The organism is Sinorhizobium sp. BG8, assembly GCF_016864555.1.
Classification (GTDB): Bacteria; Pseudomonadota; Alphaproteobacteria; order Rhizobiales; family Rhizobiaceae; genus BG8.
On sequence record NZ_CP044012.1, the window covers coordinates 805,398 to 831,598 of the forward strand.

The window sequence follows — 26,201 nt, forward strand, 5'->3', positions numbered from 1 at the left end:
TGGCAGACTGTCATCATCAACTTTCAACGGAGATCGACATGTCGGAAAAAGACGTATCAGGGGTGCGCGCCGCCATCGACGAATGGCTCGACGGCTGGACCTTCAGCCCCAGCAATCCATGGAACATCGAGAAGTTCGAACGCATCCTCGACAAGGATGCCATGGTGATTGACGACTACGGTGGGCAGCTGTCCCTGCTCTATGGCCATAAGGACTACCTCACCATCTGGGGAGAAATGGTCAAGCAATACATGGTGGAATGGGCCATCAAGGCCGAGGAAGAGTCGATCCAGATCTGGGTGGACGGAAACGTCGCCTGCGCCTCGTTCATTCTGCGTGGCGGCGGCATGCTGGCCGGCGGACCTGCCAAACTGCGCCAGTGGTGCACTTTCCCGATGGAAAAACGGGATGGAAGGTGGATCATCCTCAAAGAACACATCACCACCGATCCGGAATACTCGACCTGACGGTCCGAGCCGAGGCGCGCTGATCCTCCCAGGGGCGCGCCTCACCCTATTCTGGCAATCAAACCGAAAAGAGCGGACCGATGACCCTAAGCTGCGCCCTGACCTTCGACTTCGACGCCATGTCCGTGTGGCTCGGTTCCTACAAGGCTCGAAATCCATCCATGGTTTCGCGCGGAGAATTCGGCGCGATCGCCGTGCCTCGCATTCTTGACCTGCTCAAGAAACACGAGCTACCGGGTACTTTCTGCATTCCCGGTCATACCGCGCTCGCCTATCCGGATATCGTCAAACGCATCCGGGATGAGGGCCATGAGATCACCCATCACGGTTGGGTGCATGAAAATCCCGCCGATTTCGACGAAGCCGGCGAACGCGCCAACATCGACAAGGGGCTGGAGGCGTTGCACAAGGCGGCCGGTGTTCGGCCCAAGGGTTACCGTTCACCCTCCTGGGACTTTTCTGAGCGCACCATCAAGATCCTGCTCGACTACGGATTCAGCTATGATTCCAGTCTGATGGGATCGGACTTCATTCCTTACTACGCCCGCATAGACGACCGTTTCGACGACAAGACACCCTATCACTTCGGCCCAAATGTCGACCTCGTCGAATTGCCCGTCGCCTGGGTCATGGATGACTTCCCGCATTTCGAGTTCGTCGACAAGGATACCTACGGGCTTTCCGCTTCCACCAAGGTGGAGGAAATCTGGACCGATGAGTTCGACTATGCCCACAGGAACATTCCCGGCGGGCTGTTCAACGTCACGATGCACCCGCAGGTCATCGGGCGCGGCCACCGGCTGATGATGCTCAAGCGGTTGATCAACACATTCAAGAGCCGCGACGGTGTCACGTTCTCGACGATGGGCGCCTATGTCGACCAGTGGCGCGCAAACAATCCGCTGGACAAATGGCTCAAATCCGGAGCCCCGCAGGCACAGAACGCCTGCGGCCGCGACGGACTGTGACCGGCCCGCTCCATACACATTGAGGACATGATCCCATGACGACGGTTTTTCGATCGACCGAGCTCAATTCCCGTGCGCGCGGGAAGGAATTCGGCCACAGGTTCGCGGCCAAGGTGAAAGCCAATGTGGACACCTACGGCGCAATGTTTGACCGGCTTTCCGACGGATGCCTGGACATCGCGTCGGCCGGCCGGGACGCACTTGCCGCAGTCTCGATTTTCGCCCCGGCGCTCCACGAAGAAATGCTCGGCATTGCGGAGGGCGCGGGCATCGACCCGGCGCTGATCGGCGCGCTCAATGCGCGAACCGAAATTCTCGCCGCTGCGAAGGCAAAGCTGCGTGGCGAGTGCTCCGCCGTCATCCACCTGCCGTCCGACCTGTCGGCGCCGGTCGCGGTGCAGACCTGGGATTGGTACCAGATCTTTCACGATTCCTGGCTCGTCTGGGAAATTCCGCTTGCCGACGGCAGCGTGACCAAGACGATGACCGAGTACGGCATCGTCGGCAAATCCGGGCTGAACACGCGTGGACTCGGCCTGCTCTTCACTATCCTCCACCACACCGCCGATGGCGGCAAGATTGGAGTACCGGTGCATGTGGCAGCGCGTGCGGCGCTCGACGGCGCCTCCAACATCTATCGTGCCGCCCAGCTGCTGGCGACGGCCGAGGTGTCAGCCTCGAGCTCCATCAATCTCGTCGGGTTCGAGAAAGGCATCGGCAAGGCCATGTCGGTGGAGCTCCACCCGGGCGGTCCGAGCTTTGTGCTGCCGGATTCGGAAGGTTTCATCGTCCACACCAACCATTTTCTCGCGCCGGGCCCAGCGGCTTGCGACACCGAGCCCCGCGCCTTTCCGGATACCCTGCTGCGGCATGATCTGCTGAGGCGAGGTCTCGGTGCGATCGGGCAGCCAACCGCCGGGGATGTCCTTTCCGAAATGAAACGGCACGAGGGAGGAGAAGGCGCGGTCTGCTGCCACCCGGAACCCGGCGCCGACCCCGCAAACGCCTACGAGACGCTCTCGACCGTGATCCTGGATGTTGCAGCGGGCAATCTTGAGGTCCTGAAGGGCGAAGTCCGCACCGCTTGATCCCGGGTCGTCACAGATCCGGACAAACGAAATCAGGGCACCGTTGAAAAACGGTGCCCTGTTTCTTGAGACGATCCTGTGATTTTATATTGAAGCGTTATCCAATCGTTTTTGAATATATTTTTGTACTGAAATCGGTGACCGCCTCCAGACGACGCACAATCAGTGCATGGCTTGCAGCGTCGAATCTCCCGTCTCGAGTATGTGATTGATGAAGAGCATGAAGAGCTCTGCCTGCGAAGAAATGCGCACCTTGCTGTAGAGATTGCGTCGATGCACCTTCACGGTCTCGATGCTGATGTTCAGCGTCAGGCCGATCGAGGTATTGGAATGGCCTCGCAGCACCATGGCGGCGATCTCGGCCTCGCGGCTCGTGACATTGTAGGGAGCGAGCCAGCGATTGGCGAGGTGGGTGGCCGAATGTGCTACGGGATCACCGGGAGCGGGGTGCCCAGCCGTCCACTGATCGAGTTTGGTGCGCGCATGGCGCTTCAACAGGGATTCCAGCAATGGCTCGATATGGCGGATGCGAGCCGCGTCGGCCGCGGTAAAGTATTCGGACTTCATTCGCCTGCCGAGAGACAGGTGGATCATGCGCTTGCCGTCGACCGGAAAAAGCAGGCCGATCTCATCGATCATCTGCACCTTCTGATAATAGGTCTGATAGAAATCGCTCTCGTTGAAACTGTCCGGCGCAATTTCGTCGAGGAGGAAGGTGCCGCCGCCGCTGTTCTCGGCGCAGATCCGGTAGAAGGGATCGAGCACGTAGGCACCCTGGCAGTAGAGCATCTGGAAGTAATTGGGCTCCTGCGGCGACCACTGGTGCAGAATAAGCGGGGGCTTGTCTGTGGCGAAGACGAGCGCCACGCAATTGTCGATTGCCACCGCGGCATTGATGAAGTCGCGCAACGCGGGGAAGAACTGTTCCGTCTCGATCGCGTCGATCACACGTGCGAGAAGGGTCGGATCGGAATGAACCCCGGTCAGCGCCACCTCGGCGCCTTCCCGGGCGTTCGGCAGGTCCATCGAACCGCGCGGCAATGCGCCGGCGATCGTCCATCCGGGTCTGGTCATCCCCTGTACCTCGTCAAGCGTAGAGCGACGGCCGAGCTGCCGATCGTCAGAAGCAGGATCAGCGTTCCGAGCGCGTTGATCGAAGGATCAAGGCCGGTGCGCAGCATGCCCCATACGAGGGTCGGAAGCGTATTGCCACCGCCGATCAAAAAGAAGGTAATCACGAAGTCATCCAGCGACAGCGCCATGGCAATGAGCGCGGCACCGAAAAGTGTCGGGCGGATAAGCGGAAACGTCACCGTGAAGAAGGTCTTTGCGGGCGAAGCCCCGAGGTCACGGGCGCTGTCGATCATCGTGTAGTCGAAGTCGCGCAGCCTTGCCGTCACGATGAGAATGACGAACGGCATCGTGAAGGTGAGATGCGCGAGCACGACCGTTATCAGGCTGAGCTTCACGCCGAGCACCGAGAACAGTGAAAGCAGCGCCAGCGCCAGCACAAGTGGCGGCATCATCATCGGAAGGCCGAAGAGGAAGAAGGCTGTCGCCGACTGCTTGGGCCGCATGCGCGCGATCACCATGGCAGCGGTCGTGCCGATCGCTGTCGCCAGTACGCCGACAGAGCCGGTGATGATGGCGCTGTTTTCGAGCGCGCTCCAGAAATCTTCCCGAGAGACCAGCGCGCGGTACCAATCCAGCGTGAAGCCAGCCATCGGGAACGTCATCAGACTGGACGAGCCGAAGGAGAAGAGCACGACGAGAAAGAGGGGCGCCACCATGAAAATCAGGCACAGGACGCCGATGGTGTTGTTGGCCAGACGGCCGAAGGCGATGTTCATTTGGGCCTCAATACCGTTTTCAGGGCTATCCAGACGAGAGAGATCACGGCGACTGAAACAATGATCGTGAGATAGGTCATGGCCGCACCCAACGGCACATTCATTCTGAGGCCGAACTGGCTCTCGATGAAATTTCCCATCATCATTGTCTGTGTGCCACCCACCATGCGAGGCGTTACGTAGTCACCGGCGGTGACCAGAAAGCAGAGGGCGAAAGCCGTGACCAGCGCCGGCACGCAACGCGGCAGGACCGCATCGCGAACGGCGACCCAGGGGCTTGCGCCCAGATCCCTGGCCGCCTCGATCGTCTTTGTCTCGATCGACCGCAGAGCCCCGTAGAGTGGCAGGATGGCGAAGGGCAGCAGGTAGCTGACCAGGACCAGCACGACGGCAATCGGGCTGTAGAGAAGAGCCTCGATAGGCTCGCGAACGATGCCGAGGCCGACGAGCGTATTGTTGACGATGCCGTCTCTCCCGAGAAGGGTGCGCCAAGCATAGATCTTGACGAGGTAGCCGCCGAACAGCGTCAGCAAAGTGGCTGCCAGCAGGAAGCCGCTGAAGCCGCGTCCCCGTGTCCAGATGAGGTGCGCCACCACGAAGGCCAGCACGGTCGTTATGCTGGCGATCAGGAAGCTGATAGCCATCGTGAAAAGGATGGGAACCCCGTAGGCTCCGAGCACCTTGGCATAGTTGCCGAGGTCGAAGGCCGGCACGATCTTGAACAGCGAGACCTTGAAGAACGAGACGATCAGAAAATAGATCATCGGGCCGATGAAGAGCCCGGCGAGCACAGCGACGGCGGGCAGGATGAGCGCGCCGTTTCGTCCGGCGGAAAGCGGGGTGGCTACGTTCATGGCGTCACCACCCACTGATCGCCGAACGCCCAACCGATCTCGACTTCGTCACCACACATGAGGTCGCCGTCCTGTCGACAGGCAACGAAGCTTTCCCCGTTCCGGAGATGAACCGTGTATTGTACCTGCGCTCCGAGGAAGACCCGCTGGGTGACTGTCCCGAAAAGCGATGATCGCAACCCGAGGCAGCCTTTCCAAGCCTGACCTTCTCCGGCCGGACACCCACGAGCACGTCGCCATCCGGTCCGGGATCGTCGAACGAGAACGCGCCTTCGATAGCCACGCGCGCCAGTTTCCGCTTCGCCTTGAGAAAGTTTGCCTCGCCGACGAAGGTGGAAACGAAGTGGGTCTTCGGCTTGAGGTAGATCTCCTCGGCCGTGCCGACCTGCTCCACCCTGCCCCGCGACATCACCACCACCTTGGTGGCAAGCGACATGGCCTCGGCCTGGTCGTGCGTCACGAAGACGAATGTCCCGCCGATTTCCCGGTGAAGCCGACGCAATTCTTCCTGCATGGCCTGACGAAGCTTGAGATCAAGGGCCGCGAACGGCTCGTCGAGCAGAAGCACCTTGGGACGCATGACCAGGGCGCGCGCCAGTGCGATCCGCTGCTGCTGGCCGCCGGAGAGTTCCGGCGGCAACTTGTCGGCAAAGGCCTCCATCTGGACGAGCGCCAGCATCTCGCGGACCCTGGCGTCGACTTCGGCGCGAGGCTTGCCGGCAATCCGCAAGCCATATCCGATGTTCTGCCTGATAGTCATATGCGGAAACAGGCCATAGCCCTGAAAGACCATGTTGGTCGGTCTTTTCTCGGGAGGCAGTTTCGTGACCTCGCGTCCGCCGATCACGATCGTACCCTCGGATGGCTCGATGAAGCCGCCGAGCATCTTGAGAAGGGTCGTCTTGCCGCAACCGGATGGTCCGAGAATGGCGAGGAAATCCCCCTCGCCAAACTCGAGATCCAGGGGATAGACGGCCTGATAGATACCGTAGTTCTTGGCGAGCCCGCTCAGCTTTACCAGCGGCGGCGCGTTTACGGGATCCGCTCCAGTCTGGGCGGCTGCGATCATTCCTGGCGGCACGAAGTTCACGGGCAGCACCTCACGCTCTCTGGTAGCTCTCGAAGGCGGCGAGCACGTCATCCCATGTAACGAACTCTCCCTCTGCTTCGAGCGGGAACATTCCGGGCAGGAACTTGTCGGCGAAGTATTTGTCGAGGTCCTCGAAGTGGTAGATCCCAGCGACGGTCTGGTCCGTGACCGCCTTCATGGCATCCTGGTTGACGATGCCGACGATGTTGGCTTCCGAGAACGCCTTCTGGTTCTCGGCCGAGAGGCCCCAATTGATCAGCGCGTGGTCGAGCTCACTGTTCGGCGCATCCTTGGCGATGTTTACCGTGTCGAAATAGGCGAAAGTGCCTTCCTTCGGCGAGGCGATCTTGAGGTTGACGCCCTTGTCACCGGCCCATTTGATCATGGGCTCCCAGCCCATGCCCATGACGATTTCCTTGCGGCTGAACATGTCGGAAATCTCACCAAGGCTCGAAGGTATGGTGCGGGAATTCTGCTTGACCTTGACCATGAGGTCAACGGTGGCATCGAGCTGGGCCCTGGTCATCTTGCTCGGGTCATCAAGGCCGTTTGCCACCTTCGACCAAGTGACGATCATGCTCATGACGTCCGGATAGCCGACGACCTTGCCCTTGTATTCTGGCTTGAGAAGGTCGAGCCAGCTCTTGGGCTCCTCGACCAGGTCGGGATTGTAGAGAAGCGGGATGGAGCTGAAGGTGAAGGGGACGCCGTAGAGCTTGCCATCCACGCGCAGGAACTTGTCGAGTTCCTTGACCCGCGGATGCATGCTGGCGAGGTTCGGAACCAAGCTTTCATCGATCGGGTCGAGCAGTTCGCTCTGCCCGCAGAAGCCGACATACTGATAGATCAGCGTGGTGAGATCGATCGAGCCGATACCGCCGCCACGCAACTTGGTTATGATGTCTTCGATCGCCGAGATGTACGTCGTCTGCATGCTGACGCCGGCCTTGTCGAGAAGATCCTTCGACTTGAAGGCAAGGTCATAGCCCTCCCAGCCGAGAAAGGCGACATCACCGGCAGCGAGAACCGGCTTCATGCCAAACCCCGCGATAGCGGTGAGGCCGGCTGCGCCGATCATGAAATGACGACGGCTGACGCCGAGCGAGCTCTTGAATTTCGAAGATTTTTCGAAGTGTTGTGTCATGTCATTCCCCTTTTCTGTGTTGCTTTTGTCTGTTGTTGCGCGTCGCCGATCAGCGGATGATATGCCCCCCGTCGATCACCAGTTCCGATCCGGTCGTATAGGGACTGCGGTCGGAAGCCAGATAGACCACCGCCCAGCCGATATCCTCGGGCGAGCCTATGCCCAGGGGCGCGAGCGTCTGCCATTCGGCCCGCACGGCGGACGTATCCGGGTCGCCACGTTTTGCGGCAACGTCCACGATCTCCCGCTCCAGCATCGGCGTGTTGATGCAGCCGGGATGAATGGAGTTGACGCGGATACGGGTGTTGCGCTGCGCGCAATCGAGCGCTGCGGCCCGGGTGAAATGAGCGACCGCCGCCTTTGAGGCGCAGTACGCGGTGTTCAATCCATCAGCGATATTGGCGAAGTTCGAGGCTATGTTGATGATCGATCCGCTCTTCCGCGGCAGCATGGCCTTGACCGCCGCCCGGGTGCCGAGGAACACGGATTCGACATTGACCTGGAAGACATGGCGGAAATCCTCAAGCGAGGTTTCGATCAGTCCGCGGGTGAGCTGGATGCCGGCACAGTTGGCGAGAATATCGAGCTGGCCCTGTTCGGAGAGGATCCTGCCCGTGACAATCTCCCAGCCCGCTTCGTCGCGAACATCCTGGCGGATTGCGCGGGCGGCAGGACCGATTGCATCCGCGGTCGCCTCTGCCGCATCTGCATCGATGTCCGTGAGATAGACCGTGGCGCCTTCCGCGGCCAGCAGGCGGGCGGCGGCGCGTCCGATGCCGGAGCCGGCTCCGGTTACGAGCGCTATCTTACCCTCAACCCATCCGCGTCCGGCGTACATTTTTTCGCCACTTTCAAGAACAGATGAAAAAGCATGCATAGTGTTGTCACCACTCTATTTTGCGGGACATACCCCCGCCGGGTTATTTCAGGCGCTCAGATGTCAAGCGTGAGGGTCGGGGTTACCGCGCGCGAAACGCAGGGCATCATCGTCTTTCCGGCGGCACGCTCAGTTTCGGTCAGCAGCGCGTCCCGATGATCCGGAACGCCATCGAGCACGCGGCATTCGCATGTTCCGCAGAAGCCCTGCTCGCAGGACGACGGAAGATCATGCCCCGCCTGCCTGAGCGCTTCGAGGACGCTGCAGTCGGCCGCAACGTCGACATGGCCGCCGCTACGGGCGAGGAAGACGCGAATGGATCCGTCGCCGGGGAGCACGGGGGGCGCGGATGCGCCGAAACGCTCGATATGGAGCCGGGACCCGAGACCGTCCGCGGCGAACCGCTGTTCCAGTTCATCGAGCAGTCCGCGGGGCCCACAGGCGTAGATCTCGCTACATCCCCTCGCCGCCGCGACAATCTCCTCTATCTCGATGTGCGCCCGCTCATCGGCCGGACGGAGATCGACGCGTCCAGCATCGACGCCTGCGAGCGGGCCGAGGAAGGACATGCGATCCCGGCTCCGGGCCCCATAGATGAGACGCCAGTCCACCCCTCTTGACGCTGCATGAAGGACCATCGGCAGTATCGGGGTGATGCCTATGCCGCCGGCGACGAAAAGATAGCGTTGCGAAGGCACGAGGACGAAAGCATTGCGCGGGCCCACCAGGCTCACGGTCTGGCCGATCCGCAGATCTTCGTGCACCTCGCGAGAACCTCCCCGCCCGTCCTCCTGCCGAAGCACCGCAATCCGATACTGGCTGAGGTCACGGGGATCGCCACAGAGCGAGTATTGCCGAACGAGCCCCGAGGGTAGACAGAGATCGACATGTGCGCCCGGCGTCCAGGCAGGGAGATCCCTGCCGTCGGCCGCCCGCATTGCGAACGATACGATGCCATCCGCTTCAAGGGTGATCTGGACGATCCGCGCAGTGAAGCGGACGTTTGCGGCCGCCGCCGCAACTTCCCGGCTTGCGACCGCCGACATCATCAGCGTCCCTCCTCGACCAGCGCGGAGCTGACGAATTCGTTGAACGCACGCCGATAGTTCAGTGTGAAGAGATCGGCCGGAACGGAATGTTCGACGTAGCTGCCGTCCCAATCGATTTCACGCGGTTCCAGCGCTCCTGCGATCGGCAGGTCTTCGCGGTAGACCATTTCCTCGATACGCAGGCATTCGTCGAGGCCGGCTCCCGTGTAGGTGCGTTCATTTGCGACGCCCCAGAAGATCATCACGTGATCGTAGGCCATGGGCGACGGGAACCCGGCGACGATGCGCTTGCCGTAGTTGGCATAGTCGTAGGTGATCGTGGCTAGGCCCGGCGCGGTGCAGTGATAGTACATTTCGCAGTCGCCATCGTTGGCCCAGTCGCCGTTGCCGGCAGAAAGCGTGCGCTGCATGAAGATATCGATACCCTCGCGCCTGACCTTGAGCGGCTCGACAATGTGCGGAGACGGACCCATCGAGACTTCGTGCACGAAGGGGAAATGTGCGACATCGCGGAAGTTTTCGATCGCGACCGCAACACCCGTTTCGGAATCGAGCGGCGGGCCGGCGAGCCATTCGAGATCCAGATCCTTCCAGGCATCGACTTCATAGATCGGCATGGCGGGCTGCTCGAGCACGGTCCAGACGTGGCCCCATTTCTCGATCGCGGGATAGGAAGCGATGGCGGCCCGCGGCGGGATCTTCGCCTGATCGTCCAGGGACGGGATATGGCTGCACTTGCCGTCGGCGGCGGCAAACTGCCAGCCGTGATAGGGACAGGCGATTGCCTCGCCATGGACCTTGCCCTGCGCGAAATCACCGCCGCGATGGGGACAGCGGCGCGACTGCACGACCGCCTTGCCTGAAGCGGTGCGGTAGACCACGAGCCTTTCACCGAGCAGTACGGCCGGCTGCGGCGTATCCAGATCGGCAGATCGGGCAACCGCCCACCACTGGCGCCTCATGGCGCGTTCAGCAGCATCGCGCTTGGGGCCGGAAAGCTGTGGCAGGTCTTCCCAGGGTTTGCGAACCGTGTCGAGCATGCGTGTCTCCGTCATTTGATGACGGCCACTCCCAGACCGTCGGAATGCGTAAACATTGCCGACAGATTCTGCGCATGTCAAATATTTTTGGCAATTCTCAATTTATTTTGCGCATTTCAGAAGCCATATTTCTGCGCATTTCGAAATTAGTCAGTTATTTCAACAGGAAGTGCGAAACGGATCTTGTGCACATCGACTTCGTTCAGGATTCGCACCGAACTGACGCCCGGCAGAGCGCAGATCTTCTGGCGCAATTCCCACAGAGCAGCCTGATCGGCACACAACACCTGCGCGCAGATATCGGCGTCGCCCAGGGTGGTGGAGAGGTAGGACACCTCGCTCCAGTCGGCGAGGGTCGCGACGATGCCGGAATGTGCGCCAGGCAGGACCGAGAGGAACATCAGCGCCATGTGCGACGGCCCGAGCTTCGTCGGATCGGCAAAGGCGACGATCTGCAGAATGCCTTCGTCCTGAAGCCGCTTCAGTCGCAGCCTGACAGTGGCTTCGGCTATGCCAAGGTTACGGGCGACCTCTCGCAGCGGCCGCCGGCCGTCATTCTGCAGCTCGCGGATGATGTTGCGGTCGAGTTCGTCTATGCGCGTCGAGTGCATCATGATTGGACAACCTGTTTGTTCGCCACAGCCGCATTTACAGCCTTGTTGCGGTTTTGGCGAGCCTGCGGCCACGCACCGGCAAGTGGCCTCCCTCCTCGCTAAACAATCCCCTCCTGCACAGCCTTTCAGTTCGCATGCCACTCCGGAAAATTCACCTATTGCCATCTTTGAAATTTGGTGAAACGATTAAGCAGCTGGTTTGAAGCAGATAAACATGCACTGGAGCGATGGAATGCACCTGAGCCAGCGAGGGGGAATCATGGCAGGCAAATCGGCGGATAGACCGGCTGGAAGGCGGCCGCGCATCGGGATCAAGGAGATCGCCGAACTGGCGAACCTTTCGAAGACTGCCGTATCCTATGCCCTTAACGGCACTGGTCGCCTCGACGCCGATACCCGTGCAAGGGTGATCGCAATTGCCCGCGAGCATGGGTATCAGGCCAATCTCCATGCTCGCAGTCTCCGCGGGAAGGGCTTCGGTGCGCTGGCGGTCTTTGCCTCTGTTCCACCGACGATGACCGAAATCATCTCCACCACCGACTACTTCATCCGTCTCTGGCAGGGTGCCGTGAGTGCCGCCCTGGAGCGCGGCTACATGCTGTTGCTTGCACCATTCGGCACGGGACCGGAACTGCTGGGCAACATGCCAATCGATGGTGGAATCATCATCGACCCGATCCGTCAGGACCCTATCCTCGAGCATCTCACCGCCAAGGGGCTGCCCACTGTCCTCGTCGGCAAATCACAGGACGAGCGGGACAGCCTGAACTTTACCGTCGACAGCCCCCATGGAGCGCTGGCGACCGATATTTTCAGTCACTTCCGCAGCCGTGGCGCAGAACGGATCGGCGTCATACTGGCGTCGCAGCAATATTCCTACAGCGTCGAGGTACGACGAGCCTATCTCGACTGGATTGCGTTGACCGGGCAGGACGATCTGTTCGTGGAAATCGATGAAGCTCCCCTCGAATCGGCCGGCTATGCGGCGGCGCAGCGTTTGCTCTCCTGCCATCTGAGGCCTGATGCCATCTATACTTCGCTCGACCGCCTTGCCGTGGGTGCGTTCTTTGCAGCCGAACGCGCGCAGATCAGGGTACCCGACGAACTTCTGATCGCGGCCGGCAGCGACGGCGCCGTTACGCGGACCGCACCTGTCGCCATCACGGCTCTTGATCTTCATCCGGATCTGCTCGGCAGGAGTGCGGTCGAGATGCTGATCAATCAGATCGAACAGGAAGCCGACCCCCATGAAGTCCTGGTTCCCGGCGATATCGTCTTCCGCGGATCGACGGATCGACCTGCAGCGGTAGCTTAGTTCGAAACGCCCACAGCAATCCGGTGGAGCAACTTCATTCACATACACAACTTATAGTTACATTTTTAGAGGTATGACATGCAAAAGCAGTATGCATCGCCGGCGGGCCATTGGCAGTGGGCGATACCTGTCCATCACAAGCAAGGCGTCCGCTCCGGCGAAATGATCTGGCTTGGCGGCCAGTCGGACCTCGGCACCGACGGCACGATCCGCAACCCGGACAGCTTGGAGCGGCAGGTCGACGGTTCGCTTGAAAACCTTGATCGCGTGCTCCGCGAGTTCGGCGCCGATCTTTTGGACCTGACCAAGCTGCTTTGCTTCTACGTCCACGACCATGGGGCGGGAGAAATCGAACTTCTCGACATGATAGCCGCGCGGCTCCCGGAAGGTGCGCGTCCCGCAATTACGGCGATACCATTGCCTTATCTTGCATATCCCGGCCAGAAATTGCTCATCGAAGGGTATGCGATGCAAGCCGCCGATGGGTCTCGACTGCCGCGGAAATACGCAAGCTCGAGCGACGCCACACCCCTGCCTGCACCTTTCGCCAGTGCAGTTCGTTGCGGCAAGATGATCTTCGTCAGTGCCCAGACGCCGATGCTCGAAGGAAGCCTTGCCTACCCCGGGGACATCATCGCCCAGACACGGCAGGTCATGCGCCAGATCGGCGCGGTGCTCGGGGATTTCGGTGCCGGCTTCGACGACGTCGTCAAGATCAATCGCTGGTATGTCGGCCAGGGCAAGGCCGAGGACTTCGAACCGGCTGCGATTGCCTGCGGCGCTCATTTCAATGAGCCGGGACCGGCGGCTACCGGTATCCCAGTGCCGCGGCACTCCCTGGACGGCCACCTGATCAAGATCGAGGTCGTCGCCATGCTCGGGGAAGACGGTACGCGCCTGCCGCGTCGCCATGCCTGGCCCGAAAGCCTGTGGGACTGGACGATCAAGCTGCCCTATCACCATGGCCTGAAATGCCACGACATGATCTTCCTGGGTGGGCAGGTTTCGCTCGACAAGCAGGGGTGTGCCGTCGATCCCGACCAGATGAAGCCACAGACCCGGCAGGCCATGGTCCACATCGGCACCATCCTCGGGGAACTCGGCGCCTCCTACGCGGACGTGTGCAAGCTTACGACGATGTATGAGGGGCCCACGGGGCTCGATGCAATGCACGAGAATCTGGAGATCCGCTCGTCGTTCATGCCGGATCCCGGCCCCGCCACCACCCAGATCGTTTTCCCGGCTCTCGCCTATCCCGGCATGATCATCGAGATCGATGCCTTCGCGATGGTCGAGCCGGATCAGGCCTGAGATCGTCTTCAACAACGAGGGAACATCATGACCAAGCCAAAGAATGTACAAGTCGCGCTGACGTTCGACTACGACGCCATGTCGGTCTGGATCGGAGGCCTCGGCCCCAATTCCCCCTGCGCGATGTCGCGGGGCGAATTCGGCCCCCAGGGTGTGCGCCGCATCCTCGCCCTGCTGAAAGAACACGAGATCAGGGCGACCTTCTTCGTGCCCGGCCACACGGCGCTCGCCTTCCCGAAAACGGTGGAGGACATCGCCGCCGCAGGTCACGAGATCGGCCATCACGGCTGGGTGCACGAGAATCCCGCGGCGCTGACGGCCGACCAGGAACGGCACGTTCTCGAGAAGGGTTTCGAAGCGCTGGAAAAGGTCGTGGGCATTCGCCCTCGCGGCTATCGCTCTCCGGGTTGGGAGAATAGCGTCAACACCATTCCGCTGCTTGTGGAATACGGTTTCAACTATGAAAGCAGCCTGATGGGCTCGGAATACAGCCCCTACTGGTGCCGCATCGGCGACGAGTGGTCCCCGACGGAGCCGTGGAAATGGGGCAAGCCCGTCGACCTCGTCGAACTGCCGGTTTCCTGGATGCTCGACGACTTCCTCTACTTCGAATACGTGCCGCTGCCCAACGGCTATCTGCCAGGTGGACACAGCCCGCGCGCGGTGCTGCAGACCTGGATCGACGAATTCGACTACCTCTATGAGAAGGTCGGCGAAGGCATCTTCATTCCCACCATGCATCCGCAGGTGACCGGACGCGGCGCGCGCATGTTCATGCTCGAAGGCCTCATCCGGCACATTGCCGGCAAGCCCGGCGTGACCTTCACGACGTGCAACGACTATGTCGACCAGTGGCGGATCGGCAAGACACCATCCCTGCCGGTCGATGCCGCACCGGCCGAGTGAAACTCGATAGCTGAACGACAAAGCCGCCGGACATTCCGGCGGCTCTTTTCGATCCCGTCTGGATGCAGCTGGACAACGATCTCAGCGATCGAAGCTCACATCCTGCCACGTGCCATGCCCGGGCTGCGCCAGGCAGAACCGTGCCCAGGCGCCCTCGCCCAGGCTAAAAACCATCGAAGCAAAGGTCTGCAGCGAGTAGTTTGGCGTTGCCGACATGCACAGCGGAGTGCTTTGGTCCGACAGCAGCTCGACTATCCCGTCGCTATTCCTGATATCCCCAATCCTCTCTGTCAGCGTCTGATAGCGGCGTTGCGAATTTGCTATGCGTCCGCGCGCCGTCAGCAGCTCTTGCGACATTGCATCGATATCGCTGCTCGCAAGCGGATGGTTGGTGTGGATCAGCGAACCAGCCGCCAGCTCTTCGCTGACGGCGACGCCCCCTGCCGAACATTCCAGACTGGTTATCCCCTTGAGGTCAGCCACCGCGAAGTGCTGGCCACTGGCGTGATCGAGGGATCGGAGATGCGCAACGGCTCGATACCGGTCCTGCTGCGCCAGGGAACTTCGCATGGCAAAGGCAACGGGGATTCCTGCGGGATTGTGTCGAAGCATCAGGAGCGTGTTGACGCAAATCGCCAGTCCGGCGCGACTGATCCCCGTCAGTCCTATCAGGCCGGCCGATGTCAGCACCAGGCTTTCCGACCCCGCATCGTCACGGATCCGCAGAACCGCCTGCGAACCGTCCATGAAGTCGGGAAGATCCATGTTCTGGGCGAGAAGCGTTTCGTCCGGCCCCACAACGGCCAGGAGACTGCAACCGGGCTCAACCCGCGCGGACCCGAGGTCGTACCACCACTGCTCGTCCATGAAATTGTAGGCGGTTACGAGCGAGGGATCGACGGCCGCTCCTTCTGCGATCCCGCGAACCTCTTCGATGAGGTCCGGCATCTGCCTTTCGACCGCCTGCAAAAGGCCCGTCCCGGCGATGAAATTTCGGGCGTAGGACAGGATGTCGGGTTCGGCGGCGTCGCGCATCGTCGCCTCTTCCCAGCGCGAAAGAGCAGTGCGCACCTGCTCCCTCGCCGCCTCGCCATGTGCCCGCCCCCGCATCCGGCCGTCGCCGCTGCAATCTATGACTGTCATTCTGGACTACCTTTCTTCGAAGACCTGAGAGAGATCCGGGGGATTGTCGCGGAGTGACCGAGAAAGTTCCTTGGCGTAGCGAATACGCCAATGGTCGTGCCAGCTTCTGCCCTCCTGCTGCATGGCCGCCCACATGAGCTGTACGCCGATCCCACCACGCTTGACGCGGAGCTACCCCTTTCACTTTCGGCATCTCTACGCGCTAACCGCTTGAAACGATGAAGCATTCATTTTTCGGCAAGACAAAGAGCGGAAATTCAATCGAACATCGCGTGACATCATCTTTACGCGAGCTCCGCCGAGACCCCGCACCGATTCATGCCGTACCCGTCACCTTGCGAAAGTGAACCGACTTCGGACGTGTGAGGTTGTGAAATCCGATGACGGAGAGCGATCCGCCGCGACCGGTTTCCTTGACGCCGGTCCAGCAGAGCGCCGGGTCGAGATAGTCGGCGCGGTTCATGAACACCGTGCCGGTTTCGAGATCGCGGCCGAGCCGGGCCGCACGCTCGGCGTCCTTCGTCCACAGCGACACCGTCAGCCCGTACTGGCAGTCGTTCATCAACGCCAGTGCTTGCGTATCGTCCTTGACCTTCATGATGCCGACGGCCGGGCCGAAGGTTTCCTCGCGCATGAACGCCATCGAGTGGTCGACGTCGACCAGCACCTGCGGCGCGAGGTAGGCGCCGCCGTCGTCCTGCGGGAACAGCTTCGGATCGACCAGTGCCTTCGCGCCCCTGGCCACCGCATCGGCGATCTGCTCGCGCACGCTTACCGCAAACCGCCGGCTGGCCATCGGCCCCAGCGTCGTTTCCGGGTCGAGCGGGTTGCCGAGCCGGTAGTTCGAGACCCAGGCGACCGACTTCTCCACGAAGGCGTCGTAGAGCGATTCATGGACATAGATCCGCTCGATGCCGCAGCAGCACTGGCCGGAATTGTAGGTGGCCCCGTCCATCAGCGTGTCGACGGCCGCATCGAGGTCGGCATCCGCCATCACATAGCCCGGATCCTTGCCGCCGAGCTCGAGGCCGAGCGGCGTGAACGTCCCGGCCGCCGCCCGTTCGATCGACCGTCCTCCTTCCACCGATCCGGTGAAGTTGACAAAGTCGAAGCTCTTCGCCGCAATCAGCGCCGCGGTCGTCTCGTGGTCGAGGAAGACGTTCTGGAACACCTCCTCCGGCACCCCGGCCTCGACGAAGGCCCGGACCATCCGCTCGCCAACCAGGATCGTCTGGCTGGCATGCTTGATGATCACCGTGTTGCCGGCCATCAGCGCCGGCGCCACCGTGTTGATCGCCGTCATGTAGGGATAGTTCCACGGCGCGATGACGAACACCACGCCATGCGGCTCGCGCTCGATGCGCCGCTCGAAGCGGTCGCTCTCCTCGATGACGATCGGCTTCAGCGAGTCCGCCGCAATCGCCGCGACATAGTTCGAACGCTCGTTGAAGCCCTTGAACTCGCCGCCATAGCGCACCGGCCGGCCCATCTGCCAGGCGAGCTCCGGAACGACCTCGTCCACCATCTCGTTGAGCCGCGCCACCCCTTCAGCACCAGCTGCACGCGCTCCTCCAAAGGCCGCTTCGCCCACCCCTTCTGCGCCTGGCGCGCACGCGCGACAACACCCTTCGCCGCTTCAACAGGCAGGACCTGACGCTCGGCGTAAGCCGAACCGTCAACGGGGGATATGCATTTGATCATGGGGACAACGCTTTCCTTGTTCGCTCGTCTATCGATACGTCAAGGCACGTCCCATCGAATATACCCCTCTAGGGTAGTCTGTCTTCGACCTCGTTAGTGTGTCGGGTTCCGTACCGATCCCAGCCCAAAACCGAAACACGCCGGGACTGTCTGCCCCGGCGCTTCCCGCACTTCAAACGCTTACGACAGGCCGCGTTCTAGATGGAAAGATTTCCGATCACGCGCACCCGAACACGCAGCGGATTGCCTGGGATGTAGGAGAGTGGGGTGTCCTCGACATCGAGGAGGTCGAGCGTCGCCGGGTCGGCCCCCGCTTCGATCGCTCGGCTTTCGGCGAGCCGCCGTGCGGTGGCAATGGCAGTTTCGCGGTCGATATCATAGAAAATCTGATCGATCTCGCCACTGACCTGCGCCATGGCCGCACCGACTGCATTGGCCACGCCTGCGTTCTTCACCTTGATGACGCGCGAGATGCCGGGCAAACGGTCCGGCACCAGCGCGGCACCACCGCCAACGGCGATCACCGGCACCTCCGCGGCACTCGTCTTCATGCGGTCGACAAGATCGGCCAGCCTGTCATGAACCCACCCGTCCACACGCGCGACAAGCTCGCCGTCGATGTCCTCGACGAGGGATGGTTCGCCGAAGGCCATGCGCTCGAGCTTCACAGCGACGTCGGTGAGCGTCAGAGTATCGCCGCCTTTTACCCGGGCCTTTTCGGATATCCGGTAGCCGACGCTTTCCGGACCGATGCGATGTGCATCGTCGTGTACGATGGTACCGCCGCCAAGGGCGATCGCGACCACGTCCGGCATGCGGAAGAAGGTCGAGACGCCACCGATATCCACCTTGGAATTGGCTTCGCGCGGGAAGCCGCCGTTGATGAAGCCGGCGTCCGTCGTCGTGCCGCCGACATCGAGCACGATCGCTTCGTCGATGCCGGACAGCATGCGCGCGCCGCGCATGCTGTTGGTCGGCCCCGAGGCGAAGCAGAGGACGGGAAACCGTGCCGCATGGCCGGACTGCATGACAGTTCCGTCGTTCTGCGTCAGGAAGAGCGGCGCATCCGCGCCGCTTTCGGCAATAGCCCTTTCGAACGCCGCGACCGTCTCGCGGGCGAGCGAATGGAGCGCGCTGTTGAGAATGGTGGCGTTCTCCCGCTCGATCAGCCCGATCCGACCAAGCTGGCAGGAAAGCGTGATGGAAACCTTCGGCGCCACTTCGCGCAGGATCGAAGCCGCTTCCTCCTCGCAGGCAGAGGTGACCGGCGAGAATACGGCAGTGATCGCTGCAGCCTTGACGCCGCTATCGCGGATTTCGCGGGCGACTTCGTACATCCGCTCGCGGTCGAAGGGTACGATCGGACGGCCGTCAAACTCATGGCCTCCTTCAATGAGGAAGACTGGTCCCTCCACCCGGTCGCGCAGATCTTTCGGCCAGGCCTGCATCGGCACGATGCTGGACGCGGACGGCAAGCCGATGCGCACCACAGCCACCTTCGAGAGGCCCCGTCGTTCGATGACCGCATTGGTGAAATGCGTCGTACCGATCATGATGGCGCGGATGTCGCCGGCCGCCCCGGCATCGTCGCCCGACAGGATGTGGGACATTGCCGTACGGATGCCAGTCGTCACATCAGTGGTGGTCGCCGTCTTGATCGAGCGCAGGATGCGTTCGCCATCGAGCAGCACCGCATCCGTGTTGGTGCCCCCGACATCAATCCCGATCCGTTTCATTCCACGGTCTCCGCAAAGGGCTGGTAGTCGAAATCAAAGCCGAAGGCCCTGGGCCCGACGGCGGCGAGTCCCTGCGGGCTCGTCATGATGGGGTCGGCGGGAAGCGCAATCACCGAAACGCGCTGGCCGTAGCGCAGAACTTCCGTGCCGATCGCCTCGGCACTCTCCTCGTCGAGAACAGTGATCAGATCCGGCACGCAGGCGATCATTCGACCGTCGAGACGCGCGACGGAAAATTCGTTCTGGAAGTCGATCTCGAGGGTCCGGCCATCGTAGGTGCCGCGGCCGGTGAGCAACGCCCGGCCGCGAACGAAACCGTCCGTTGTGCGCCGGGAGACGTCCTGGACCTTGCCTGTGAAAAGAAGCGCACCCTTTTCGACTGCAAGCACGGCGTTAACCGGATCGCTGCCGTCACGGCGGGAAGCCAGAACGGCATTGCCGATGCGCAATGCGCGGCCGACGGAATTGAGGATTGCATGGTCCTTCACCTCCCGTCCGGAGCGCGGTGCGGCGCACGTACCGGCGATGGAACCGAGTTCCACCACTGCCTTGCGGCCGATGCGCTCGATCCGTTCGGCATTCTCCGCATCGGGGATAAGAACCGCATTGTTGCGGATGTCCGCGATGGCAAAGGGCGCGATCGACAGTCCGCGGATTGCGAAGCTCGCCATCTGGGCCTCCGGAAAGGCGCGCCCCATGGTGTCGGCATCCACGACGGGAAGCCCGAGTTCCATGCCGACTAGCATGGCGAAAAAGGCATTCTCGCCACCGATTTCGATCGACATGATCGCGTCGAACGGTTTGCCGCAATGGGCTTCCATCATTCGCACCGCCTTGCAGATGGCGACGGGTTCGGGAAGCCTTTCCTTCGTGACGAGCGGAGCGCCCATGATACAGACGACGGCTACGCGCGCGTCGTCGGCAAGTTCTTGCGGGTCGAGCAGTCGGACACGCCGGCCGCTCCGATAGTCCGCCTGGGCGCACATGAGTTCCAGATGCGGGTGGTTTCCCCCACCGGTACCGAGAACGCCCGCGCCGATCGCGAGCGCCTCCAGTTCGTCGAATTCGAGTTCACGCATTCTTATCCGCCTTGAAGTGTTTACCGGTCGACCAGCCAGGACCGCGAGCCGTCCCACGAGAATGTCACCCGCGTACCGCGTACCGGCGGCTCCCCGAGCGCCGGTTCATGGGCGACTATCGTTGCACCATCCGGCAGACGTCCGACAATTTGCTGGACGGCGCCGGAAAACAGCACTTCCGTCACCTCCGCCTCCAGGCGGCACGAGCCTGCCGCAGGGGCCGGCGCGGTCGAGACAATCTCCGGGCGAACCACCAGCGACACTTTGCTCCCCACCGGGCGGGCGCCGACAAGCTCGGCACTGACCCCGGCAAGGGCCGTCCCGCGCCACAGCAGTGCGCCACCGGCGCCGACCTCCGTATCGATCAGGTTGGCTCCGCCGACAAAGTCGGCGACGAACCCGCTCGCGGGTCGTCGGTAGAGTGTCTCCGGGGCGTCGAACTGCTCGATCCGGCCGCCATTCATCACCGCGATGCGGTCGGAGAGCGTCAGTGCCTCCTCCTGGTCGTGGGTGACGGCAATAAAGGTGAGGCCCAGTTCGCGATGGATCTTCTTCAGCTCCGTCTGCATCTGCTTCCTGAGCTTCATGTCCAGCGCCCCGAGCGGCTCGTCCAGCAGCAGCACGGCCGGACGCACGACAAGCGCCCGCCCGAGCGCGACGCGTTGCGCCTGACCGCCAGAGATCTCACTGACGCGGCGATTGCCGAAACCCTTGAGGTTGATCAGTTCGAGCATTTCGTCGACACGCTGCGCGATCTCACGTCGGTCGATGCGGCGCATCCGCAAGCCGAAGGCGACGTTCTCGGCGACGGTCCGGTGCGGGAAGAGCGCGTAATCCTGGAAGACCATCGCAGTGTCGCGCTTGTAGGGAGGCAGACCCGTCACCGACTTGCCGGAGATGCGCACATCTCCATTCGTCGGGTCGGCAAAGCCGCTGATCATCCGCAGGAGCGTGGACTTCCCGCAGCCGCTCGGGCCTAGGATAGTGACAAACTCACCGTCGCCGACGGTCATTGACACATCGCGGATGGCAACCGCATCGCCATATGTCTTGGTGATGCGGTCAAGCTCGACGGCGTGGGAAACGGTGTCATTCATGCGGATTTGACTTTGCTTGTGCGGCGCGTTTGGCGGATGACCCAAAGCTGCGAAACGACGCTCAGGAGCAGCGTCACGATGATGATGACAGACGACAAGGCGTAGACCTTCGGGGAAATGACCTGGCGAAGAGAGGTCCAGATCGTGATCGGCAAGGTCTCCGTGAACCCGGCCACGAACCAGGCCACAAGGAATTCGCCAAAGGCATCAGTGAAGGCCAGCATGAACACCGAGATCAGCGCGGGCCGCATCAGGGGCAGGACGATCTCCCGGAACGCGACGAATTCGTTCGCTCCGAGATTCATTGCCGCCTCGATGTAACTCCTGCGAAAACCCAGAAAACGCGAATAGAGGATCAGGGTCGCGTAACTGGAGGTGATAGTCGTGTGGGCCAGTATGATTGCCGGCTCTCCGACCATGTCCGGTGCGGCGCGCAACAGGATGACGAGGCCGAGGCCAAGCACGAGTTGTGGGAGCACGACAGGCCCGAGCACCAGGCACATGACGATGGACTTGAAGCGCATCGGCAGCCAGGCGAGCACCATGGCCGCGGGCATGGCCAGCAGCGTGGAGAGGACGGCGGAGATGATGGCCAGCCGGAGGCTGGTCAGGAGCGAGCCCACGAGCTTGGCGTCGTTCAGCCCCTCGGCGAACCAACGCGTCGTCAAAGCGTCCAGGGGAAGGCCGGGGATTTGCTTGGTATCGAAGGCAAACAGGATGATGACCGCGATCGGCAGGTAGAGGAACAGGTAGATCGCGACCGCATAGAGACTGAGGAGCCCCTGGGACCCCTTGAGGCTCGGGAAGGAGACGCGCCTGCTCATAGTTTTTCACCACTCGCCTGGCGGAACCACTTCATCGAAAAGGCAAGCAGCAGGAACACCATGCAGAGCAGGACAATGGCAATCGCCGCTCCGGCCGGCCAATCGAGACGGCGCTGGAACTGGTCCTGGATGATCTGCGACAGCATGAGTTGCTTCCCACCGCCGAGCAGGGCCGGCGTGACAAACTCACCGATGCCGAAGATGAAACAGAAAACCGCGCCGACGATCAGTCCCGGAAGTGAAAGCGGTAGAGTCACTTCCAAGAATGCGCGCACTGGTCCGGCATTCAGGTCCTTGGCCGCGGCAATCCAGTTGTCCTCGATTGCATCGATCGAGGCATAGAGCGGCAAGACATAGAGCGGCAGATAGGCGTAGATGAGCCCGATGCCGGTCGCGACCGGCGAATAGAGCAGGAAGCCGACCGGCTCATCGACAAGGCCGATCGAGATCAGTGCCTGATTGACGACGCCGTTTTCGCCGAGCAGCAGCCGCCAGGCGGCAACGCGCATGACGATACTTATCCAGAAGGGCGCGATGACCGCGACCAGCAGGATATTCTTCATCCAGCCGGACTTCTTGGCGATGAAGTAGGCGATCGGATAGGCGAGCACGGCACAGGCGATCGTCACGAAGGCGGCGGTCTCGATCGACAGTGCCAGCGCCCGCCAGATTGCGGCGTTGGCGAAGACGGCCCGGTAGTTGTCGAGCGTGAAGTCCGGCACCATGCGATAGCTTTGCGTGCGCCAGAAGCTGATGACGAAGACCAGAAGGACCGGGAGGACGAAGAAGACGGATTGCCAGAGAATCAGCGGCGCCAGGCCCGCCGCAGCGAACAGTCGCTGTCGGCGATTGGTCCGCCCCGCCCCGGCGACAAGGGGCTGACCTCGGGTCTCGGCGACAGCCATCACGCGAACCTGTACTCGCTGCGAGCGAAGGCCGGCTTCGGGTAGGCAGCCTTGGAATGGCTGAGCCCGGTTGCCACCATGGCCCGCGCGAAATGCAGCGCCACCTTACCCGGGTCGATGACCGGAATGTAATAGCCGAAATGCTTCTGCAGTGCTTCCTCAATGGTCAAAGCCATGTCGAAACCGGTCCCGGTGCAGCCCATTACGAAGGACTCGGCGCCGTCCCTCTCGACGCTGTCGATGCATTCCGAAATGATGTGGCCGAGATGGGTTTCGTTGAGCTCCATCACACTCGCATCCGCCGAGCGCACCGAGGCGAGGCTGGACGAGAGGCCATAGTGGCTTACCGTCCGGCGGATCAGCGAGAAGAACGGCTTTTCCGTAATAACGACGGTAAACCGCGTCGACAGCATTGCCGCCATGTGCAGGGCAGCCTCGCCTTCGCCAACGATCGGGATCGAAACCAGTTCACGGGCGCCGACGAGCCCAGGATCGGTGAAGCAGGCGATCGTGCAGGCGTCCACGCCATCGGCCTCGGCCTCCCGCGCGAGCCGCATGACCTCGGGTGCCGCCAGCGTGGAATCAAAGGCGCATTCGATCGAAGATGTGCCGCGCTTCAGCGGCACCGCCGATATGGTGACGCCATCGCCGGCAAACGATCGGTATTCCTTCTCCGCCTTCCCGACGAGCTCGTCGCTTTCGAGAACCGGAACGATAACGCGGATATGCATAAGCTGTGCTCCTTCAGAAAACGCCAAAGCTCAGGCGGTCTTGAAGGTCTGCCATGCGTCGGCCCAGGCGATGTCGTCCACGGGGGCCTGGCTCATGGTGCACTTGGAGACCCATTCCTCCATCATGTCGAGGCCCAATGCCTTGACCTGATCGGCCGTGAGAAGGTCCTTCACTTTTGCATTCGTGACGGCGAACTTGTCGGCGCCCCACGCCATCTGTTTCATCGCCTTGGCGCTGGTCATGTAATTGACATAGGCAAGAGCCGAGGCCAGGTGTTCGGTGCCGCGGACGATCTGAAGCGTCTCCATCCACATCGCGCCGCCCTGCTTCGGAATTGCCAGGTCAACATTGGCGCCGGCGAGGCGCGCCGTGGTGCGCACGTTGTCGCTCGACGACCCCCAGACCATCCAGGCCTCGCGGTTGGCGAGGTCACTCTTGACGGTACCCATGTCGGCCTGCAGCGCCCGCATGTTCGGGCGGAAGGCGATCATGCGGTCGAGGATCTTTTGAAGGTCGTCCCCCGTCGCCGTTTCCGGCGTCTTCATCCCGAGCCAGCCGCCGGTCATCCACAGGTAGAGCTCCGGCCAGTCGATGATCTCGATGCGGTTCTTGAGCGAGGCGTCCCAGGCAAGATCGGCATCGCTCGCGGCATCGGCGGAAATCTTATCCGGCCAGTAGACGAAGCCGTTTACACCGAAGCGGGTCGGTATCGCGTAGACCTCGCCCTCATGCATGGTCTCCGGCCGATTGCGGAACATCGGAATCGTCTCCTCCTGCGAGGAGAGATTGGCGGTATCGATGGGCAGCGTCAGGCCAGCCGCCGCAAACTTCGAGGTCCAGACGGCATCGGGATTAATGACGTCGAACTTCATCGTGCCGGCCTGCACCAGGCTGAGCTGGGCACCGTTGCTCTCGGCTTCCTTGACGTTCAGCTCGACACCGGTGAGCTCCGTGAAGCCCTTCATCAGTTCCGGATCGTTGTAGCCAGACCAGGCGAGCACATTGAGAGGACCGGTGAGCTTCTGGTCATTGGCGAATGCCGGCTTGGTGAAGTCCACCTGCGAGGCGACGGCAGCGAACATGGCCGCATTGGCGCCATGACGCAGCAGGTCCCTGCGTGTCAGATTGAACGGCGTCCTTGCGTTTTCGGCATCGCTCGACATGGTACGTTCCCTTTGTGCTGGCTGCCTGCTGATCAGCCTTTTTGATTAGAAGTCCTGCAGGAACAATAGAGCAATGGAGTTTTCCCTCACTATAGTGACTGCAGTCATGGTGCTTCTTCGGGTAATGATGTGATTCCGCCGGTCCGGCATGGATCTTGCTTCATTGCAGCGGGAGTGTGCGAAATGGTGAAGTTCATGTTCAATAATCAGATGGCGCCGGCCGCCCCCGCCCTTCCCCCTGGCTTCGGGGCATGCATGGCCCAGGCACTGCGCAACATTGGCCGCCCCAACTTCTATGAGAGCATGGTGGAGCTGGTTCGACAGATGATCCCCTGCGACTTCTGGATCGTCGCCCGCTACGATACGAGGGCCAAGCCGCTCATCGTCTCGGAGAACGGGATGAATTCGAACGCCAAGACGCTCTATGCGGACACGCTGTGGCAACACGATCCCCTGCCACGGCGGTTCGACGGGATGGACCTGCGCGTCTTCAGCCTGCACGAACTGCGCGACAGTGGCGCGCTCGACACCATCTATGCCCGTTATCTCGACAAGACGCTCATGATCGCAGACGAGCTCGCGCTTCTTTTCCCGATCAGCGAGGGAAGCTTCCTGGCTCTCTGCCTCGACCGTCAGAGCGGCCGGTTTTCGGACGAGGAACTGGCGCTGGCGCGCGAACTGCAAGCCATGCTCATCGAAATGCATCACCAGCACATGCTGCACGCAATCGAGCACCAGGTGTCGCTCTTCCTGCACCGAAACGGGCTCGGCAAGCCCGAGGTCATGATCCTCAGCAGCAACAATACCGTGCTCTACAAGTCCGAAACCTGGTCACATGCCGCCACGCAGGCCTTTGAGCGCGAGCCGCAGCCCGAGGAAATCAGCTGCGGCCGCATAGCCGAGACTTCGGGCCGCGACGGCTGGTCACTCGCCCGGTTCGAAGGGGCTTCGCAGGACGCCGTTCTTGCCGGCGCCGACGTCTATCTCTTGCGGCGCAACACCGCAGACATCACCGAACGCGTCGAGCAGTTCGCCCGGCTCCATCAGTTGACGAGACGACAGAAGGAGATTGTCACGCTCTCGCTCCAGGGGCACCACAATGCCTCAATCGCCGAGCGACTGAACATCTCCGTCGGCGGAGTGAAAAACCACAAGCTTCGGCTCTACGAACGACTGGACATCACCAGCGAGCGCGAACTCGTCTCCGCCATTCTCCCGCACTTCTGAGCAGTCTGGGCGCTCCGCATT

24 protein-coding genes and 1 pseudogene are annotated in these 26,201 nt (G+C 61.7%); 7 read left to right on the forward strand and 18 right to left on the reverse strand.

Going from position 1 to position 26,201, the window contains the following annotated elements:
• Positions 1-38 precede the first annotated feature (38 nt).
• From F3Y30_RS24685 to F3Y30_RS24695, 3 genes are all read left to right on the forward strand, one after another.
• Entirely contained in the window at positions 39-467 is a 429-nt protein-coding gene (locus tag F3Y30_RS24685; RefSeq protein ID WP_203426915.1) for a nuclear transport factor 2 family protein, read from the forward strand.
• 80 nt (positions 468-547) lie between these two features.
• Positions 548-1,435, forward strand: coding sequence for a polysaccharide deacetylase (locus F3Y30_RS24690; protein ID WP_203426916.1), 888 nt, complete (start codon positions 548-550; stop codon positions 1,433-1,435).
• Positions 1,436-1,470: 35 nt separating this feature from the next.
• Positions 1,471-2,523: a C45 family peptidase gene (locus tag F3Y30_RS24695; protein ID WP_203426917.1), complete on the forward strand. Its 1,053-nt coding sequence runs from the start codon at positions 1,471-1,473 to the stop codon at positions 2,521-2,523.
• A 162-nt stretch (positions 2,524-2,685) separates the two neighbouring features.
• On the opposite strand, the gene F3Y30_RS24700 is transcribed toward F3Y30_RS24695, so the two are convergent.
• The 9 genes from F3Y30_RS24700 to F3Y30_RS24740 all read right to left on the reverse strand — a co-directional run bounded on the left by F3Y30_RS24700 (position 2,686) and on the right by F3Y30_RS24740 (position 11,041).
• Positions 2,686-3,597: a helix-turn-helix transcriptional regulator gene (locus F3Y30_RS24700; protein WP_203426918.1), complete on the reverse strand. Its 912-nt coding sequence runs from the start codon at positions 3,595-3,597 to the stop codon at positions 2,686-2,688.
• Positions 3,594-4,373, reverse strand: a complete 780-nt coding sequence (locus F3Y30_RS24705; protein ID WP_203426919.1) for an ABC transporter permease — start codon at positions 4,371-4,373, stop codon at positions 3,594-3,596. The genes F3Y30_RS24700 and F3Y30_RS24705 overlap by 4 nt, the downstream gene beginning before the upstream one ends.
• Positions 4,370-5,227, reverse strand: coding sequence for an ABC transporter permease (locus tag F3Y30_RS24710; RefSeq protein ID WP_203426920.1), 858 nt, complete (start codon positions 5,225-5,227; stop codon positions 4,370-4,372). Before F3Y30_RS24710 ends, F3Y30_RS24705 begins: the two co-directional genes overlap by 4 nt.
• A gap of 4 nt (positions 5,228-5,231) precedes the next feature.
• The gene (locus F3Y30_RS24715) at positions 5,232-6,317 is read right to left on the reverse strand and encodes an ABC transporter ATP-binding protein (protein ID WP_203426921.1); all 1,086 of its coding nucleotides are present in this window, start codon (positions 6,315-6,317) and stop codon (positions 5,232-5,234) included.
• Positions 6,318-6,327: 10 nt separating this feature from the next.
• A complete protein-coding gene (locus F3Y30_RS24720) occupies positions 6,328-7,461 on the reverse strand; it encodes an extracellular solute-binding protein (protein ID WP_203426922.1) in 1,134 nt (377 codons plus the stop codon).
• 49 nt (positions 7,462-7,510) lie between these two features.
• Positions 7,511-8,299 (reverse strand): SDR family oxidoreductase, encoded by a 789-nt coding sequence (locus F3Y30_RS24725; protein ID WP_203426923.1) that lies wholly within the window; start codon positions 8,297-8,299, stop codon positions 7,511-7,513.
• A 95-nt stretch (positions 8,300-8,394) separates the two neighbouring features.
• Positions 8,395-9,387 (reverse strand): PDR/VanB family oxidoreductase, encoded by a 993-nt coding sequence (locus tag F3Y30_RS24730; protein WP_348649875.1) that lies wholly within the window; start codon positions 9,385-9,387, stop codon positions 8,395-8,397.
• Complete coding sequence (locus F3Y30_RS24735; RefSeq protein WP_246753031.1) at positions 9,387-10,427, reverse strand: Rieske 2Fe-2S domain-containing protein; 1,041 nt, start codon at positions 10,425-10,427, stop codon at positions 9,387-9,389. Before F3Y30_RS24735 ends, F3Y30_RS24730 begins: the two co-directional genes overlap by 1 nt.
• Positions 10,428-10,573: 146 nt before the next feature.
• A complete protein-coding gene (locus F3Y30_RS24740; protein ID WP_246753032.1) occupies positions 10,574-11,041 on the reverse strand; it encodes an Lrp/AsnC family transcriptional regulator in 468 nt (155 codons plus the stop codon).
• 259 nt (positions 11,042-11,300) lie between these two features.
• On the opposite strand from F3Y30_RS24740, the gene F3Y30_RS24745 reads away from it, so the two are divergent.
• The 3 genes from F3Y30_RS24745 (at position 11,301) to F3Y30_RS24755 (ending at position 14,573) form a co-directional block, all read left to right on the forward strand.
• Positions 11,301-12,356 (forward strand): LacI family DNA-binding transcriptional regulator, encoded by a 1,056-nt coding sequence (locus F3Y30_RS24745; RefSeq protein WP_203426924.1) that lies wholly within the window; start codon positions 11,301-11,303, stop codon positions 12,354-12,356.
• A 78-nt stretch (positions 12,357-12,434) separates the two neighbouring features.
• Positions 12,435-13,667 (forward strand): Rid family hydrolase, encoded by a 1,233-nt coding sequence (locus tag F3Y30_RS24750; RefSeq protein ID WP_203426925.1) that lies wholly within the window; start codon positions 12,435-12,437, stop codon positions 13,665-13,667.
• Between the two features lie 27 nt (positions 13,668-13,694).
• On the forward strand, positions 13,695-14,573 hold the full coding sequence (locus F3Y30_RS24755) for a polysaccharide deacetylase (RefSeq protein WP_203426926.1): 879 nt from the start codon (positions 13,695-13,697) through the stop codon (positions 14,571-14,573).
• Positions 14,574-14,654: 81 nt separating this feature from the next.
• Here F3Y30_RS24755 and F3Y30_RS24760 read toward each other — a convergent pair whose 3' ends face one another.
• The 9 genes and pseudogenes from F3Y30_RS24760 to F3Y30_RS24800 form a co-directional block, all read right to left on the reverse strand.
• Complete coding sequence (locus F3Y30_RS24760) at positions 14,655-15,716, reverse strand: C45 family peptidase (RefSeq protein ID WP_203426927.1); 1,062 nt, start codon at positions 15,714-15,716, stop codon at positions 14,655-14,657.
• A gap of 316 nt (positions 15,717-16,032) precedes the next feature.
• Positions 16,033-17,417, reverse strand: a pseudogene (locus F3Y30_RS24765) (aldehyde dehydrogenase family protein).
• Positions 17,418-17,614: 197 nt separating this feature from the next.
• Positions 17,615-19,153, reverse strand: a complete 1,539-nt coding sequence (locus tag F3Y30_RS24770; protein WP_203426928.1) for a hydantoinase/oxoprolinase family protein — start codon at positions 19,151-19,153, stop codon at positions 17,615-17,617.
• Positions 19,150-20,232, reverse strand: a complete 1,083-nt coding sequence (locus F3Y30_RS24775) for a DUF917 domain-containing protein (RefSeq protein ID WP_203426929.1) — start codon at positions 20,230-20,232, stop codon at positions 19,150-19,152. Before F3Y30_RS24775 ends, F3Y30_RS24770 begins: the two co-directional genes overlap by 4 nt.
• A gap of 20 nt (positions 20,233-20,252) precedes the next feature.
• The gene (locus F3Y30_RS24780; protein WP_203426930.1) at positions 20,253-21,329 is read right to left on the reverse strand and encodes an ABC transporter ATP-binding protein; all 1,077 of its coding nucleotides are present in this window, start codon (positions 21,327-21,329) and stop codon (positions 20,253-20,255) included.
• Positions 21,326-22,153, reverse strand: coding sequence for an ABC transporter permease (locus tag F3Y30_RS24785; protein WP_203426931.1), 828 nt, complete (start codon positions 22,151-22,153; stop codon positions 21,326-21,328). Before F3Y30_RS24785 ends, F3Y30_RS24780 begins: the two co-directional genes overlap by 4 nt.
• On the reverse strand, positions 22,150-23,058 hold the full coding sequence (locus tag F3Y30_RS24790; RefSeq protein ID WP_203426932.1) for an ABC transporter permease: 909 nt from the start codon (positions 23,056-23,058) through the stop codon (positions 22,150-22,152). Before F3Y30_RS24790 ends, F3Y30_RS24785 begins: the two co-directional genes overlap by 4 nt.
• Positions 23,058-23,789 carry an aspartate/glutamate racemase family protein gene (locus tag F3Y30_RS24795; protein ID WP_203426933.1) on the reverse strand — a complete coding sequence of 244 codons (732 nt, stop codon included), beginning with the start codon at positions 23,787-23,789 and terminating at the stop codon, positions 23,058-23,060. The genes F3Y30_RS24790 and F3Y30_RS24795 overlap by 1 nt, the downstream gene beginning before the upstream one ends.
• A 30-nt stretch (positions 23,790-23,819) precedes the next feature.
• Positions 23,820-24,953, reverse strand: coding sequence for an extracellular solute-binding protein (locus F3Y30_RS24800; RefSeq protein ID WP_203426934.1), 1,134 nt, complete (start codon positions 24,951-24,953; stop codon positions 23,820-23,822).
• 255 nt (positions 24,954-25,208) lie between these two features.
• Between F3Y30_RS24800 and F3Y30_RS24805 the strand changes: the two genes are divergently transcribed.
• The gene (locus F3Y30_RS24805) at positions 25,209-26,180 is read left to right on the forward strand and encodes a helix-turn-helix transcriptional regulator (RefSeq protein ID WP_246753033.1); all 972 of its coding nucleotides are present in this window, start codon (positions 25,209-25,211) and stop codon (positions 26,178-26,180) included.
• The last annotated feature ends 21 nt before the right edge of the window (positions 26,181-26,201 follow it).